16 protein-coding genes are annotated in these 16,072 nt (G+C 31.9%); 13 read left to right on the top strand and 3 right to left on the bottom strand.

All coding sequences use genetic code 11. The features are described from left to right. Window positions 1-162 precede the first annotated feature (162 nt). Window positions 163-1,887 (bottom strand): M3 family oligoendopeptidase, encoded by a 1,725-nt coding sequence (locus BN350_RS16555; protein WP_028044590.1) that lies wholly within the window; start codon window positions 1,885-1,887, stop codon window positions 163-165. Window positions 1,888-2,072: 185 nt separating this feature from the next. Between BN350_RS16555 and BN350_RS16550 the strand changes: the two genes are divergently transcribed. From BN350_RS16550 to BN350_RS16525, 6 genes are read left to right on the top strand one after another with little or no spacing between them, the layout of a single operon-like run. Next, window positions 2,073-2,411 (top strand): PTS sugar transporter subunit IIA, encoded by a 339-nt coding sequence (locus BN350_RS16550; protein ID WP_028044589.1) that lies wholly within the window; start codon window positions 2,073-2,075, stop codon window positions 2,409-2,411. Window positions 2,412-2,414: 3 nt separating this feature from the next. After that, window positions 2,415-2,738, top strand: a complete 324-nt coding sequence (locus BN350_RS16545; protein ID WP_028044588.1) for a PTS sugar transporter subunit IIB — start codon at window positions 2,415-2,417, stop codon at window positions 2,736-2,738. 44 nt (window positions 2,739-2,782) lie between these two features. Beyond that, window positions 2,783-3,739, top strand: a complete 957-nt coding sequence (locus BN350_RS16540) for a glycosylasparaginase (RefSeq protein ID WP_028044587.1) — start codon at window positions 2,783-2,785, stop codon at window positions 3,737-3,739. A 1-nt stretch (window position 3,740) separates the two neighbouring features. Continuing rightward, window positions 3,741-4,847 (top strand): Sapep family Mn(2+)-dependent dipeptidase, encoded by a 1,107-nt coding sequence (locus BN350_RS16535; RefSeq protein ID WP_028044586.1) that lies wholly within the window; start codon window positions 3,741-3,743, stop codon window positions 4,845-4,847. Window positions 4,848-4,859: 12 nt separating this feature from the next. Next, window positions 4,860-5,600, top strand: coding sequence for a copper homeostasis protein CutC (locus BN350_RS16530; protein ID WP_028044585.1), 741 nt, complete (start codon window positions 4,860-4,862; stop codon window positions 5,598-5,600). Then, the gene (locus BN350_RS16525) at window positions 5,597-6,469 is read left to right on the top strand and encodes a YitT family protein (RefSeq protein ID WP_028044584.1); all 873 of its coding nucleotides are present in this window, start codon (window positions 5,597-5,599) and stop codon (window positions 6,467-6,469) included. Before BN350_RS16530 ends, BN350_RS16525 begins: the two co-directional genes overlap by 4 nt. Before the next feature lie 7 nt (window positions 6,470-6,476). On the opposite strand, the gene BN350_RS16520 is transcribed toward BN350_RS16525, so the two are convergent. Then, window positions 6,477-7,037, bottom strand: a complete 561-nt coding sequence (locus BN350_RS16520) for a CYTH domain-containing protein (protein ID WP_044600422.1) — start codon at window positions 7,035-7,037, stop codon at window positions 6,477-6,479. Window positions 7,038-7,115: 78 nt separating this feature from the next. Between BN350_RS16520 and BN350_RS16515 the strand changes: the two genes are divergently transcribed. Together BN350_RS16515 and BN350_RS16510 are read left to right on the top strand one after the other, a co-directional pair. Then, window positions 7,116-7,892, top strand: coding sequence for an NAD kinase (locus tag BN350_RS16515; protein ID WP_028044582.1), 777 nt, complete (start codon window positions 7,116-7,118; stop codon window positions 7,890-7,892). Then, window positions 7,889-8,710 carry an RluA family pseudouridine synthase gene (locus BN350_RS16510; protein WP_028044581.1) on the top strand — a complete coding sequence of 274 codons (822 nt, stop codon included), beginning with the start codon at window positions 7,889-7,891 and terminating at the stop codon, window positions 8,708-8,710. The genes BN350_RS16515 and BN350_RS16510 overlap by 4 nt, the downstream gene beginning before the upstream one ends. Before the next feature lie 7 nt (window positions 8,711-8,717). Here the strand turns inward: BN350_RS16510 and BN350_RS16505 are convergent, their stop codons facing one another. Beyond that, complete coding sequence (locus BN350_RS16505; protein ID WP_028044580.1) at window positions 8,718-9,923, bottom strand: FtsW/RodA/SpoVE family cell cycle protein; 1,206 nt, start codon at window positions 9,921-9,923, stop codon at window positions 8,718-8,720. Window positions 9,924-10,003: 80 nt separating this feature from the next. Here BN350_RS16505 and BN350_RS16500 point away from each other — a divergent pair, with 80 nt between their 5' ends. The 5 genes from BN350_RS16500 to BN350_RS16480 all read left to right on the top strand — a co-directional run bounded on the left by BN350_RS16500 (window position 10,004) and on the right by BN350_RS16480 (window position 15,903). Further along, window positions 10,004-10,348, top strand: coding sequence for a PTS sugar transporter subunit IIB (locus tag BN350_RS16500; RefSeq protein WP_028044579.1), 345 nt, complete (start codon window positions 10,004-10,006; stop codon window positions 10,346-10,348). 238 nt (window positions 10,349-10,586) lie between these two features. Next, entirely contained in the window at window positions 10,587-12,839 is a 2,253-nt protein-coding gene (gene pflB / locus BN350_RS16495; RefSeq protein WP_028044578.1) for a formate C-acetyltransferase, read from the top strand. A 61-nt stretch (window positions 12,840-12,900) separates the two neighbouring features. Further along, window positions 12,901-13,656, top strand: coding sequence for a pyruvate formate-lyase-activating protein (pflA, locus tag BN350_RS16490; protein ID WP_028044577.1), 756 nt, complete (start codon window positions 12,901-12,903; stop codon window positions 13,654-13,656). A gap of 69 nt (window positions 13,657-13,725) precedes the next feature. Beyond that, a complete protein-coding gene (locus BN350_RS16485; RefSeq protein ID WP_028044576.1) occupies window positions 13,726-14,952 on the top strand; it encodes a metallophosphoesterase in 1,227 nt (408 codons plus the stop codon). 69 nt (window positions 14,953-15,021) lie between these two features. Further along, window positions 15,022-15,903, top strand: a complete 882-nt coding sequence (locus BN350_RS16480) for an ROK family protein (RefSeq protein ID WP_028044575.1) — start codon at window positions 15,022-15,024, stop codon at window positions 15,901-15,903. Window positions 15,904-16,072 lie beyond the last annotated feature (169 nt).

Here is a 16,072-nt window from a genome sequence, read left to right as displayed (position 1 = left end):
TAATAAAAGACAACCACATAAAAACAATATTAAAAAAACTGTAAAAATACAGTTTTTGTTTGTATGAGAAAGGGAGGTTCTCATCTATCATATTAGTTATCATTATAAGTTGATGATAACAGCGAGTTTATTCATTTGAATATCATGTTCGTATGATTCTAATCATTTCATGAATTGTAACATTTGCTGATAAATGGATTCTAAAGATTGAATCCAGAAATCTTTTTTTGTTAAATCAATACCAGCAATCATAGCAGTTTCTTCAACAGTATGTGTTGTAGAAGCTTTGAGTAGTTCTTGATAATCTTTAAAGAATGTATGATCATTTTGATATATAGCATATAAACCTCTAGCAAATAAAGCGCCAAATGTATAAGGAAAGTTATAATATGCTATATCTGGAATATAGTAATGAACTTTTGTTATCCAACGATATGGATGTAACCACTTTGCATCCATTCCCTTTCCAAATGCTTTTTTTAATGCATCAATCATGAGTTTATTTAAATCTTCAGCAAATAAGAAATTTTTTTCAATATTTTCAAAAACTGATTTTTCAAAAGTATATCTTGCATAAATATCACAAACAACTTGACATAATGCTGATAATTGAATATCTAAAATTAACATTTGATTCTTTTGATCAGCTTTTTGATAAAAAGAATGATAAATAATATTTTCATTAAACATTGAGGCAGTTTCAGCTAAAGGCATACAATACTCACGGTTTAAAGGACGATGATGTTCAATCATATGACCATGATAGGCATGTCCTAATTCGTGGGCAACAGTCACAACATCACTCAGTGTTGAATTGTAGTTTGTCATTAAACGACTTTCTTGAATCCAAGCAAGATTTTCACAAAAAGCACCACCTTGTTTGCCTTTGCGACTTGGATAATCAATCCATTTCTCATCAAAAGCTCTTTTTGTCATTTGGTATAAAGAATTATCAATGTCTTTAAAACAATGAAGAATGATATCTTCACATTCATCAATGGTAAAATGATATTGACATTCATCAATCGTTGCATAAATATCATACCAAGGCATTCCATTTTCATGTCCCAATTTTTTGGCTTTGTTATATAGGTATTCTTGAAATATTGGTAGATAGTCTTCAACTGAAGATATCATAGCATCTAATGTTTCTTTTTTCATACCACTCTCTTTTAACATCTTATCTAAAGGATCCTGATATCCTCTTAAACGAGATATATAAAGCTGTTGCTTTTTGATATTGTTCATAGCAAAACTTAATGGTTCCGCAATTTGCTGATAACACTCCATTTCTTTTAAGAATGCTTCTTTTCTGATATTTTGTGATGGATCATGGCATAAGTTTTTGATTTGCGTGAGTGTCATATCTTGACCTAAACATTCAAGATGTGCACATGATGTTAAATGATAATACATATCACTCATTGATTTTAATGTTGAGGGATACAAGGCAGAAAGAATATCTTCTTGTAAAGAGTTGAGAGTATGTTTTTGTTTATCTTTCAATCCTTTTAAATAATATTGATATTCTAAAAGGAATGGATCTGCTGATTGTATATTGAGTGATCCTAAATGATTCTCGATTTTGATAATAAAAGAAGAATATGAAGATTGTAAATCTGATATTTTTTGAAGTTCTCTTATTGCCTCTTTATTTGTAGAATCCATTGTTTGAATAAGTAAAGAATACATCTTTAAACGATAACTATAATCATATTCTTTTTCTAATAGTTTTAATCCTTCTTTTATGGATGATTCGTTATCATTCATTGTTTTTATATATTGAGAGAATTGTGTTGATAACTTTATATATAGAGAGAAATCTTTTTGATATTGAGGATCTTGATATCCTTTATATAATGCATCTAATGACCATTGATAATTCATATGTTATACCTCCTTTGTTCTATTGATAAGTATAAAGGAAATAACAAAAAGATATTTGAAATGTTTTTCCTAGTTATTAGGAAATCTTATAAGTATATTTTTCCTAAGTGCTAGGAAAAACAGTTAAAAGAATAAAAGAGAAAAGAAGAGTACAATAGTATTGTGATTGATAAGGGGTGAAGAAGATGGACGAATCAATTAAGAAATGTTTCTTGATTATTTCAATAGTTGGTGAAGCAAAAGCTTACTATATGAAATCTATTCAAGAAGCAAGAAAAAATGATTTTGAAAAAGCAAATCAGTCTATTTGTAAAGGCGATGATAAGTTTGCTCAAGTTTATGATATTCAAAATCAATTGACCAAAGAAGAAGTAAACTGGATTTTAAATGATTATCATCTTTTACTTATTCATGCACAAGATCAAGTGATGTCTGTTGAACAGTTTAAAGTTCTTGCTGAAGAGATGAATGCCTGTTATCAAAGAATTTTTGGTCTTGAAACAAAAATATTAGAGGAGGAATAAAGAATGAAAAAGATTTATTTATTTTGTAGTAATGGAATGTCAACAAGTTTATTAGCCCAAAATATGCAGGATGTAGCAAATGCACATCATTTACCATTTGAAGTCAAGGCGTTTCCAATTGGAACATTAGGAGAAATTATTGAATCTAAAAATCCTGATTGCATTTTACTTGGACCTCAAGTAAAATATTTATTACAGGATACAATTGATCGATATGGTCAAAATGGAAAACCAATTGCGGTGATTGATTCTGCTGATTATGGATTAATGGATGGTGAAAAGGTTTTAAAAACAGCAATTAAAGAAATGAAGAAAGCAAAAAAATAAAACTGGGATATTCTCAGTTTTGTTTGTTAAAGGAGGTAAAATGTATGTGGGGTATTATTGCGACATGGCGTATGGCAGCTGAGGGAATTAGTGAAGCAAGTGAAATTTTAGCAAATCATGGAGATGCTGGTGATGCTATTGAAACAGCTATTAAGGCAGTAGAAGATTTTGAGTATTATAAATCAGTAGGTTATGGTGGACTTCCTAATGAAGAAATGGAAGTTGAATTAGATGCGGCTTTTATGGATGGAGATACTTTTGATATGGGTGCTGTAGCAGCGATTAAAGATTTTGCTAATCCGATTTCCATTGCAAGACGTTTATCTCAAGAAAAAGTAAATAGTATGTTAGTTGCTGAAGGGGCAGAGAAGTTTGCTCATAAAGAAGGCTTTGAAAGAAAGAACATGCTTACAGAACGTGCAAAAATTCACTTTAAAAATCGTATGAAAGAAGTCCGTGAACAGGAAATCAAACCCTATTCTGGTCATGATACAGTCGGTATGGTATGTTTAGATGAATTTGGAAAAATGACTTCAGCAACATCAACGAGTGGTTTATTTATGAAGAAAAAAGGGCGTGTTGGAGACTCACCAATTGTAGGTTCTGGATTCTATGTTGATTCTCAAGTTGGTGGAGCAAGTGCAACAGGGTTAGGTGAAGATTTAATGAAAGGTTGTATTTCTTATGAAATTGTTAGATTGATGAAAGAGGGAATGCACCCACAAGCGGCTTGTGAAAAAGCTGTCTGTGATTTGGATAGAGAATTAAAACAAAGACGAGGAAAAGCTGGAGATCTTTCTTTAATAGCAATGAATCATAAAGGTGAATGGGGTGTTGCGACAAATATTGAAGGTTTCTCTTTTGCAGTGGCAACGGCTTTACAAGAGCCAACTGTTTACTTAACAAAAATGATCGATGGGAAATGTGTGCATGAGGTTGCGAGCCAGGAATGGCTTGATCAGTATATGAAAACGAGAATGGCACCATTGGAAGAGAAGTAATATGGAAACATTAATAACAAATCAAATAGATCAATTATCTATTCAAATGATTGAAGATATTAAGAAAATTGTTCGTATGCCTAGTGTGAAAGGTGAAAAAGAAAAACATGCACCTTTTGGTAAAGATATAGCACGAACTCTTGATGAAGTATTGAAACTTGCACAGGAATTAGGCTTTCATACAGAAAATTTAGATCATTATATTGGTTGGGCTCAATATGGTGAAGGTGATGATTATATTGGGATTATTGGTCATTTAGATGTTGTACCAGTTGGCGAAGGATGGAAACAACCACCGTTTAGTGGCTATGAAAAAGATGGGTTTATCTATTCTCGAGGTATTTTAGATAATAAGGGACCACTATTGAGTTGTTTATATGCTTTATATGCGTTAAAATTATTACAGATAGAGTTAAAGAGACCAGTACGCATTATTTTTGGTTGTGATGAAGAATCTGGATTTGAAGATTTAGAATATTATTTAAAACATCAAAAGCCACCAATTATGGGGTGGACACCTGATTGTAAGTATCCTGTTGTTTATGGAGAACGCGGTAGAGCAGTTATAGAGATTTCAACTGATGAAAAAAATATTAATGATTTCTTTACATTTGTGAATACTTATTTTATGAATGCCAAGCCTAATGGTGAAAGACTAGGTGTTGATGACTATGATGAAGAATTTGGTATGAATGAGATGCGTAATTATGAATTGAAGCATAATCATCATCGTCTCATATTCTCAGTAACTTTCTCTTATCCAGCAAGTGCCTGTCTTGATGATATGCTGAAGACTATTCAAGAGAAAGCAGGAGACTTCAAGGTTGAATGTGTTCATCATTATCTCCCTGTTCGATTTGAAAAAGATTGTCCAATGGTAAAGGCTTTGCAAATTGCTTATGAAACAATTACTAATATGGATGGAACTCCAGTGACGACAACAGGTGGAACTTATGCAAAACTTATGCCCAATATTGTACCATTTGGACCAAGTTTTCCAGGACAAAAAGGCATTGGTCATCAACCTAATGAATGGATGAAGATTGATGATATTGTAGCAAATGCCAAAATATATGCACTTGGAATCTATTATCTTGCAAATTTATAGGAGGTTGAGTTTATGGAAAAAACTGTAGAAATTTGTTGTGGTAGTTATGAAGATGCTTTAAATGCTTATCGTGGTGGAGCGTCACGTATTGAGTTGAACAGTGCATTGCATTTAGGAGGTTTAACACCAAGTTTAGCAACACTTGTTTTAACAAAGAAAGATACTGATTTAAAAGTTATTGCAATGGTACGCCCACGTGGGGCGGGTTTTCATTATACAGATGATGAGTTTAGAGTTATGAAACATGATGCTGTGATGTTGTTAGAACATGGTGCTGATGGAATTGCTTTTGGATGTTTAGATGAATCAGGACATATTGATCGAAAACGAACAGGGCAGATGATTTCTATTATTAAAGATTTTCAAGGTGAAGTTGTTTTTCATCGTGCTTTTGACTGTGTTGAAGATCCGATTGAAGCCATTGAAACATTGATAGAATTAGGTGTTGATCGTGTTTTAACAAGTGGACTTGAAACAAAAGCAACCGATGGTATTGAAATCATTAAACAATTACAAAAAGATTATGGAAATCGTATAGAAATTCTTGCAGGTAGTGGTATAAATGCAAGTAATGCAAAAGAAATAATGGAAAAAACAGGAATATCACAGGTTCATAGTTCATGTAAAGATTGGATGATGGATCCTACAACAGCTTTACATCATGTGAGTTTTGCATATGTTGATAAGCCTCATATTATGGATTATGAAATTGTAAGTGCTGATTTAGTAAGGAAGTTAATAGAAAGTTTATGATGAGAAGACTAAGAAAAAATAAACAGATAAGATTATTGATTACACTCATCTGTGTGATTATTGCTGCTTTTATGCAGGCTTATGTGATTAAGGTATTTATTGAACCAGCTGATTTATTATCTAGTGGTTTTACTGGGGTTGCTATTTTGATTAATAAAATCACCTCATTAGCAGGATTTCAATTTTCTGTATCACTTGGAATGATTCTTTTGAATATTCCAGTTGCTATATTATGCTATAAGAGTATTAGTCCAAAGTTTACGTTCTTTTCATTATTAGAAGTCTTTTTAGCCAGTTTGTTTTTACGATTTATTGATTTTCCACCTTTATTTGATGATATTTTATTAAATATCGCTTTTGGTGGTTTTGCATATGGTTTATTAACTGTGCTAGCATTAAAAGGAAATGCTTCGACTGGTGGAACGGATTTTATAGCTTTATACGTATCGAATCGTAAAGGACGTTCTATTTGGGAATATGTCTTTGTATTTAATACTTTGATTTTAGTGATATTTGGGTATATGTTTGGCTGGGAACATGCAGGGTATTCTATCTTATTTCAATTCATCTCAACGAGAACAATAGATTCATTCTATCATCGTTATGAACGTATGACCTTACAAATCACAACAACTCATTCTAAACGTGTTATAGATGCATATGTTGCGAATTATCGTCATGGTATTTCTTGTGTAGATGCAATGGGTGGATATAGTCAAAAACCAATGAATTTATTACATACTGTTGTTTCTAGTTATGAAGTTCAGGATATTGTTGATTTAATTCGTGATGTAGATCCAAAAGCTATTATTAATGTTGTGAAAACTGAAAATTTCTTTGGTGGGTTTTATCAGGCACCTATCGATTAAAAGAGTCTTAGATTGCATCTAAGACTCTTTTAATTTTACTGTCACAATTCGTTGTATAATGAAGCTGATACGGTTTGATAATATCTAAGAATTTCTGATATCCTTCCTGCTCATTAAAAACTTCAAATTCTAATTCATAATCTACTTGATTAAGATAAGTATTCATATCTAATGACAACATACCTTCTAATAAGGGAATATCATAACGATGTGTTGTGAGTGAAAATTGTTGCTGTAACTCCTGGATGGGAATATTTTCTTGTCTAAGAATATCAGTAATCTCATTATGAAGGCTTCTCATATTGTAAAAGTCTTCTTTTTGCTGAGGAGTTAAAATAATATTGGTTTCTAAACGATGATTATGAAGAGGTCTTTTTAATGTCATTTCGTATTGATTATTTTTTGTTCTGATACGTAACATATATTTTTTTTGCTGTAAAAGAGGATGCGTAAAATAATCATTGATTTGAATATAATCATGTTTAATTTGTTCATGATAATCGCTTAAAATCTGATAAAAGATATCTTCTGTTATTAATATTTTATATTCTATTTCTATTTGTTCCATATTGATCACCAATCTTATTTTATCTTTTATTGAATTATATTTCAATTATTATATAATAAAGAAAAGTGGGGTAGGAAAATGAAAAGATATACAACTGTTTGTAAACCAGATCAATGTTCAAAAACATTAGAACAAAAAATAAAAAATGAACTTGATACTTTTATGACTTATGATGAAGAATATCCAGAACTTGTCATTAGTGTTGGAGGGGATGGAACAGTCCTTTATAGTGTCCATAAATATATTCATCAATTAGATAAAGTTTCATTTATTGGTATTCATAGTGGTACATTAGGCTTTTTAACAGATTATCAAAAAGATGAATATATGGAATTGGTTGCGGATATTCGTCATGATGAATTTAAAACATATAATCGCTGTTTGTTAGAAGTGAAAACACATAATCAGACATATATGGCTTTGAATGAAGTGAGATTAGAAAACAATCGACGTTCTCAAGTGTTAGGGGTTTATATTAATGGTGATTTTTTTGAAACATTTAGAGGAAATGGATTATGCGTATCAACAGCATCAGGTTCAACGGCATATAATAAATCACTAGGTGGGGCAGTTATTAATTCAGGTGCTGGTTTAATGCAGTTAAGTGAAATTGCTGGTATTCATCATAATGCTTATCGTTCTTTAGGTTCACCTTTGATTTTGGATTGGACTCATATTATTCATTTAGAATCAGAGAATTTTGATGGAGCAATTCTGGGTATAGATACAAAGGTTGTTGATTTATCAGGAGCTGGCTCTGTTGATATTTCTTTAGCAAAACAGCGAGCAAGATTTATTCAATATAAGCGTGTGGCTTATATTGAAAGATTAAAGAGAGCATATTTAAGCGAATGAAAAGACAATGGATTGTAGAAAAAAAAGATCATCAATCAAGGATTGATGATTTTGCATATCGACATGGTATCAGTCGAAAAGGACTCAAAGATATCAAAATGAAAGGCGATATTCTTGTGAATGATAGACATTGTACTGTTAGATATTTATTACAGGCTGGAGAAGTGGTTACTTTTGTTTATCCAGATGAAAATAATAGTATGGAACCAGTTAATATCCCCCTACATATAGTTTATGAAGACGATTATCTATTAGTTATTAATAAACCTAAAGGATTACCATCAATCCCAACAAAAGCTCATCCACGTTATACCTTAGCTAATGCATTAACTTATTATTATCAGCAAATTCATCTTTCTTCTACAGTTCATCTTGTAAATAGATTAGACAAAGAAACGTCTGGACTATTAATTGTTGCAAAATATCGTGAGATTCATGATTTGATGATGAAAGATTTCAAACATATTTATCGCCAATATCAGGCACATGTTGAAGGTTATGTTGAACAAGGAACAATTCGTCTGCCAATTTATTGTGAAGGACAAGGCATAACAAGAACCATAGATGAACGTGGTAAACCATCTTGTACACATTATCGTTGTTTATCATATGATGGACAGACATCACTTGCACAATTTGTGTTAGAAACTGGACGAACTCATCAAATTCGAGTTCATATGGCAGCAATTGGTCATCCCTTAGTTGGTGACGAACTATATGGTCATAAAAAAGGTGCTTTTGATTTGGAAAGTGTTATGATTGCTTTTCAACATCCCGTGACAAAACAATTGAAAGTTATAAAAAAAGGGAATGACTAAGTTCCCTTTAAAGTATAAGTCTATTTTTAACAATATTATTTTGACTACTCATATTTATAAACATTCCAATGGCAATCATATATGATAATAATGATGAGCCACCATAAGAAATAAAAGGAAGTGTAATACCAGTAATTGGTAGGAGACCTAAAATCATTCCCATATTCCATAATTGCTGAAATATCAGCATACCAAAAATACCCATTGTAAAGTACTTGTCATGATCATTTGTTGAATCAAAACCAATTTTTAGGATAACAAGATCTAAACCTACAATTGCTAATACCGTTAATAATCCACCAATATAACCATAATCAGTTAAAATAACAGCAAATATAAAATCCGTTTGCGCTTCTGGAAAAGCCTTGATAACTGCTTGAAATCCATGACCAAACCAGCCTGCTGTCCCATAGGATAACAATGAATAAAACAATTGGAATCCTTGATTACCAACAGTTCCTTCAGGGTCTACCCAGCCATAAAAACGATCCAATTTATGTCCACTAATAATTTTTGCAAAAATATCAGGCTGATACATAAATAAATAAGTTCCAACTGCAATAACAATACCAACTATAATGATTCCTACAGTAAACCATTGTCCGCGTAATCCACTAGAAAACAAAACAAAGACAACGCCTACAAGAATAATGAGAACGACTCCTGAGTCATTTTGTAAATAAACAAGTAAGGCTGGTGGTAAAACCACGGCCATGCATTTTAAAATATATTTGAGTTCTGTTTCAAAAGTTCTTACTAAGTAATAATCATTATATTCCTTAGTAATTCTCGCGAGTGCAATAACGATCGCAATCTTCATAAATTCTGAAGGCTGTAAACTAAAGAATGGTAAATTGAACCACGAAGTCGCCCCTCCAGCAGTATTAACAAAAGGAATGATATGATGTCCATACCAAATGCGTGTATAAATAAAATGTTCAATGGCTAAAATAACAAGTAGGATCATTAATACACCATAGATAATCCAAATTTTATCATAAATCTGTTCATTTCCAACTTTATATATAATAAAAATCACGATGAGTGATGCAATATAAAATACACCTTGCTTTAACCATAGAGTAGCTGGATTCCCAACTTTATTTGATATTAAAGGAGCAGCATTTAAAATTGCAAAACAACTAATGGCTGCTAATATACAAACAATTGGAATTAATGGTTGTTTTTGACATAATTTTTTTATTTTTTCCACTTCGTTGCTCCTTTCTTTTTTTGTCATCTTATAGTATACTATAAAAAAGAAATACTTCAATCAAAAAAGGATGTGAATATATGGAATTTGAATATGTTTTAATATTTATTGGGATTGCTTTGGCGATTATTTTACTTTATTATGGCTTTACGCGTTTTATTAAAAACAAAGATTTAAAACAGGATGTTGTTTCTACAATAGATGTTTCTGCTCTTATCAAAGCGTTAGGTGGAAAAGAGAATATTGTTGATGTGAAAAGTTCACCATCTAAGTTAACTGTGATTTTAAAATCACATACTGGATTGGATATAGAAATGATTCAGTCAATGGGTGCAAGTGGTATTGTAGAAGGAAAAGAAAATCTTTCAATGATATTTGGAAAACAGTCAGCTTTAATAGCTGAGGATTTAAAAAGAATCTTATAGCAGAGCAATCTGCTTCTTTTTTTTGGACTTTGTGAAAAAATTATGGAGCACTTTTGTAGACGAATGAAGGGATATTTGTTATAGTGAAGTTGTCACAAAGAAAATACTCATAAAGAAGCGTTCTGAGGGCTTAAAATGGCTGAAAATTCATCAAAAAATTTGATATTTTTCATTGTGCATAAGTAGTAAGAGTGCTATAATGGGTGAGGAATTTAATTTCAAGGAGGAAACAAAAAACATGTTAGAAAAAGAACAATGGAAAGGTTTCAAAGGTAGAATTTGGAAAGAAGAAGTAAACACTCGTGACTTTATTCAAAACAACTATAAACCTTACGATGGTGATGCTTCATTCTTGGCTGGACCTACTGAAGCAACAAATAAATTATGGGGAAAATTACAAGAGTTACAAAAAGAAGAACGTGCTAAAGGTGGAGTTCTTGATATGGAAACTCATATTGTTTCAGGATTAACAGCTTATGGTCCTGGATACATTGATGAATCTTTAAAAGATTTAGAAAAAGTTGTTGGGTTACAAACTGATAAACCATTAAAGAGAGCATTTATGCCTTTTGGTGGAATTAAAATGGCTGAACAAGCTTGTGAAACTTATGGATATACTCCAGATCCTCAGTTACATAAAATTTTTACTGAGTATCATAAAACTCATAATCAAGGTGTTTTTGATGTTTATACACCTGATATTAGAAAAGCTCGTCGTAATAAGGTTATCACTGGTTTACCTGATACTTATGGACGTGGACGTATCGTTGGTGACTACCGTCGTGTAGCATTATATGGTATTAATTTCTTAGTAGAAGAAAAAATGAAAGATTTAGAAAACTGTGGTAGTGGATCTATGACAGAAGATATTATTCGTAAACGTGAAGAATTAGCTGATCAAATCAAGGCTTTAAAAGCAATGAAAGAAATGGCTGCAGTTTATGGATATGATATTTCTGAACCTGCTAAAGATGCTAGAGAAGCAACACAATGGTTATACTTTGGATATTTAGCAGCTATCAAGACTCAAAATGGTGCTGCAATGTCAGTTGGACGTGTTTCAACATTCTTAGATATTTATATTGATAGAGATATTGAAGCAGGAACTTTAACAGAAGCGGAAGCACAAGAATTAATTGACCATTTCGTTATGAAATGTAGAATGGTTAAATTCGCAAGAATTCCTTCATATAATCAATTATTCTCTGGTGACCCAGTATGGGCTACACTTGAAGTAGCTGGTCTTGGAACTGATGGACGTTCAATGGTAACTAAGAACGATTTCCGTTTCTTACACACATTAGAAAACATGGGACCTTCTCCAGAACCTAACTTAACTGTATTATATACAGAAGCATTACCTGAAAACTTCAAAAAATATGCAGCTAAAATCTCAGTAGATACTAGCTCAATCCAATATGAAAATGATGATGTTATGAGACCTGTATGGGGAGATGACTATTCAATTTGTTGTTGTGTATCTGCAACTCAAACTGGAAAAGAAATGCAATTCTTTGGTGCACGTGCTAACTTAGCAAAATGTTTAACATATGCTATTAATGGTGGTGTTGATGAAAAGACTAAAGATCAAGTTGCTCCTAAATACCGTCCAATCATGTCTGAATATTTAGATTATGATGAAGTTATGCAAGCTTATGATCAAATGATGGAATGGTTAGCTGACTTATATGTTAATACATTAAACTTAATCCAATATATGCATGATAAATATTACTATGAAGCTGCTGAAATGGCTTTAATTGATACTGAAGTAAGACGTACTTTCGCGACTGGTATTGCTGGATTCTCACATGTTGTTGACTCTATTAGTGCTATTAAATATGCAAAAGTAAAAACTATCCGTGATGAAGATGGATTAGTTGTAGACTACGAAACTGAAGGAGATTTCCCTCGTTATGGTAATGATGATGATCGTGCTGATGATATTGCAGTATGGTTATTACAAACATTCTTAACTAAACTAAGAAAACATCATACTTATCGTAACAGTGAACCAACAACTTCTATCTTAACAATTACTTCTAACGTTGTTTATGGTAAAGCAACTGGATCATTACCTGATGGTCGTAAAGCTGGTGAACCTTTAGCTCCAGGTGGAAACCCATCTTATGGTGCTGAACAAAATGGTTTATTAGCTTCATTAAACTCTGTTGCTAAGCTTCCTTATGAATGGGCATTAGATGGTATTTCAAATACACAAACAATCAATCCTGATGCATTAGGACATGATGAAGATGAAAGAGTTCATAACTTAGTGACTGTATTAGATGGTTACTTTAAACAAGGTGCTCATCACTTAAATGTAAACGTATTTGGAAAAGAAAAATTATATGATGCTATGGAACATCCAGAAAAAGAAGAATATGCAAACTTTACAATTCGTGTATCTGGATATGCAGTTAAATTCATTGACTTAACTAGAGAACAACAATTAGATGTTATCGCTAGAACTTGTCATGATCATATGTAATTAAAGAACTTAATAAAAAATAAACAGCCTCTTCTTAGAGGCTGTTTTCATAGGAGACATTATGGAAAATGTAAAAGGAAGAATTCATTCTATTGAGAGTTTTGGATCAGTTGATGGACCTGGGGTGAGATATATTTACTTCTTACATGGTTGTCCTTTAAGATGCCAATTCTGCCATAATCCTGATACATGGGGATCTCAAAAATATCAGGAACTAACTGCTCAACAGGCATTAGATCAAGCTATGAAATATCGCAGTTACTGGGGTCAAAAAGGTGGTTTAACAATTAGTGGTGGAGAACCATTATTACAAATGGATTTTCTTATTGAATTATTCAAACTTGCTAAAAAAGAAGGTGTTCACACTTGCATTGATACAAGTGGTGGCTGTTTTACAAGAAAAGAACCATTCTTTTCTCAGTTTGAAGAATTAATGAAATATACTGATTTACTACTTGTCGATATCAAAGAAATCAATAAGGAAAGACATCAGATTTTAACTGGTAAAACAAATGAAAATATTCTTGATATGGCAAGATACTTATCAGATATTCAAAAACCGATTTGGATTAGACATGTTCTTGTACCTGAAAGAAGTGATTATGATGAAGATTTGAAATCTCTAGATGAATTCATTAAAACATTAAATAATGTAGAAAGGGTAGAAATACTACCTTATCATACATTAGGAACATTTAAATGGAAAGAATTGGGTATAGATTATCCATTAGAAGGAATCAATCCTCCTACAAAAGAACGTCTAGAAAATGCGAATCAGCTTCTTCATACTCAAGAATATCAAAATTATAAAGATTAAACAGATGGTAACATCTGTTTTTCTTTTCAGCAGATATAAAAACTGTTAAACTATAGATAGGTGATGAAAATGAAGAAAATAATCTATTTTATATTGATATGTTTATTTTTAAGTGGCTGTACCTCACAGCCACTTTCAAAGAATGATAAGCTTAAATTGATTGTAGCAAGTGATTTACACTATTTCTTAAAAGACTATTATCAGGATTGTGAGTGGTTTGAGGAATCTATGCTTTATGGTGACGGGAAAATGGTTACATATGCTGATGAAATTTTAGATGTATTTATCAGTGATATTAAAAAAGAAAAACCTGATTTGGTTATTTTAACGGGTGATTTAAGTTTTAATGGTGAAAAGGGAAGTCATCAAGGTTTGGCAAATAGACTTAAAGAAATCACAGATGCTGGAATAAATGTTGCTGTTATACCAGGTAATCATGATGTTGATAATATTTTTGCAAAAGGTTATGGAAAAGATGATTATATGGATGTGGAAAAAACAAATGCTGATGATTTTTTATCAATCTATCATGATATGGGTTATAATTTAGCGATAGAAAGACATAGTGAATCATTGAGTTATCGTCTTGATCTCAATCAGCAATTTAGTTTATTGATGATGGATTCTACTGCTCATCAATTAACAGGACAAGAATTAGATGTAGGTGGATTTTTTACTGATTCTACAATGAAGTGGTTAGGTGAACAGTTAGAGAATATAAAATCACAGAACAAAACACCATTAATGGCTTTGCATCATAACTTAACTGATCATAATGATTTGCTTAATAAAAATTATACGATTAAAGATCATCAAAAAATAGCCGATCTTTTACAATCATATCAAGTTCCATTTGTTTTAAGTGGACATATTCATTGTCAGAATATTAAGAAAATTAATGATATTTATGACATTGCTTCATCTTCATTATTAGATGCTCCATTACAGTATGGTATAATTGAATTAGATACTCAAGGTATGAGTTATCAAACGCAATCATTAAAGATATCTAAAGATGCTGATGAGTATTTTGAGCAAGTGACAAAAAATCGTTTTATAGAAAGACTAGAGTCAATCACAGATCAAAATACAAAAGAAAGTGTGTTAGATGTTATTGCAAGAGCTAATCGTTATTATTTTGCAGGAACGATTAGTGAGCATAAAGATGAGATTATGAAGATGCCTGGATATGCAATAATTAATAAAGAAGATAAACTGAAGTTCTCACAGGAATATCTTGCAAGCATGTTAATTGAGGAAGTCACTTCGCAAAAGTTATCTATAAAGTTTTCATAATATACTGTTTTTATTTAGCTATAAACGTGATAAAATAAAGATGAGGTAGTTAAGGAAGGAGATAAAGGAATGAAATTAGGAGCAATTGAAGCAGGGGGAACAAAATTTGTTGTCGCTATTGGTGATGAATTTGGAAATATTGTAGAAAGAGATGCATTTCCTACAACAACACCAGAAGAAACTGTAAAAAACATTTTTAAATTTTTTGATGGAAAAGATATTGAAGCATTAGGATTAGGATGTTTTGGACCTATTGATCCAGATTTGAATAGTCCAACATATGGATATATTACAACAACACCTAAAACAGGATGGACAAATTATAATATTGTTGGTGCAATTGCTGCACATTATCCTGGATTACCTATTGGATTTGATACTGACGTTAATGGTGCGGCTTTAGGGGAAGCTTATTTTGGAGCTGCCAAAGGATTAGATAGTGCCCTATATTTAACAATTGGTACTGGTATTGGTGGAGGTGCCATTGTTGAAGGTCATCTTGTTCATGGTTTGTTACATCCAGAAATGGGTCATATGATGTTAACAGTGAGAGAAGATGATCCTTATACAGGGAAATGCCCATACCATGGAACTTGTTTTGAAGGGCTGGCTGCTGGACCTGCTATTGAAGCAAGATGGGGTGTCAAAGGTAGTGAATTAGGTGTTGATCATCCTGCATGGGATTTAGAGGCATGGTACATTGCACAGGCATTGGCTATTTATATTTTGACAATTTCACCTAAGAAGATTATTTTAGGTGGTGGTGTCATGCATCAAAAACAATTATTCCCAATGATTCATAAATATCTTCAAGAAAGATTAAATGGATATGTTCAAAAAGATGAAATCACAACTGATAAGATAAAAGATTATATTGTTTATCCAGGACTTGGGGATAATGCTGGAGTTTGTGGAGCATTAGCTCTTGCAAAACTTGCGAAAGATAGATAAGGGAGCAATCCCTTTTTCTTTGTATAAAAATAGTTATTTCCAAGGAAATAATGACAAATATCAGTTATAATGTAGAAAAATAGTGATTCGCAACCAATAGTTTCGTTGTTTCAACCTTCAAATGGTAGTCGCAACCACTATAAACTCACTATAATAAAGGTGCTTAGGG

The sequence above is a fragment of the Candidatus Stoquefichus massiliensis AP9 genome (assembly GCF_000455285.1).
GTDB lineage: Bacteria > Bacillota_I > Bacilli_A > Erysipelotrichales > Coprobacillaceae > Stoquefichus > Stoquefichus massiliensis.
This window is presented reverse-complemented; position numbering and strand designations above follow the sequence as displayed.

Coding starts and splice junctions, on each gene's coding strand:
- BN350_RS16500 (WP_028044579.1), top strand. CDS start 10,004: ATGGAATTTGAATATGTTTTAATATTTATTGGGATTGCTTTGGCGATT.
- BN350_RS16525 (WP_028044584.1), top strand. CDS start 5,597: ATGATGAGAAGACTAAGAAAAAATAAACAGATAAGATTATTGATTACA.
- BN350_RS16530 (WP_028044585.1), top strand. CDS start 4,860: ATGGAAAAAACTGTAGAAATTTGTTGTGGTAGTTATGAAGATGCTTTA.
- BN350_RS16480 (WP_028044575.1), top strand. CDS start 15,022: ATGAAATTAGGAGCAATTGAAGCAGGGGGAACAAAATTTGTTGTCGCT.
- BN350_RS16550 (WP_028044589.1), top strand. CDS start 2,073: ATGGACGAATCAATTAAGAAATGTTTCTTGATTATTTCAATAGTTGGT.
- pflB (WP_028044578.1), top strand. CDS start 10,587: ATGTTAGAAAAAGAACAATGGAAAGGTTTCAAAGGTAGAATTTGGAAA.
- BN350_RS16515 (WP_028044582.1), top strand. CDS start 7,116: ATGAAAAGATATACAACTGTTTGTAAACCAGATCAATGTTCAAAAACA.
- BN350_RS16545 (WP_028044588.1), top strand. CDS start 2,415: ATGAAAAAGATTTATTTATTTTGTAGTAATGGAATGTCAACAAGTTTA.
- BN350_RS16520 (WP_044600422.1), bottom strand. CDS start 7,037: ATGGAACAAATAGAAATAGAATATAAAATATTAATAACAGAAGATATC.
- BN350_RS16535 (WP_028044586.1), top strand. CDS start 3,741: ATGGAAACATTAATAACAAATCAAATAGATCAATTATCTATTCAAATG.
- BN350_RS16485 (WP_028044576.1), top strand. CDS start 13,726: ATGAAGAAAATAATCTATTTTATATTGATATGTTTATTTTTAAGTGGC.
- BN350_RS16540 (WP_028044587.1), top strand. CDS start 2,783: ATGTGGGGTATTATTGCGACATGGCGTATGGCAGCTGAGGGAATTAGT.
- pflA (WP_028044577.1), top strand. CDS start 12,901: ATGGAAAATGTAAAAGGAAGAATTCATTCTATTGAGAGTTTTGGATCA.
- BN350_RS16555 (WP_028044590.1), bottom strand. CDS start 1,887: ATGAATTATCAATGGTCATTAGATGCATTATATAAAGGATATCAAGAT.
- BN350_RS16510 (WP_028044581.1), top strand. CDS start 7,889: ATGAAAAGACAATGGATTGTAGAAAAAAAAGATCATCAATCAAGGATT.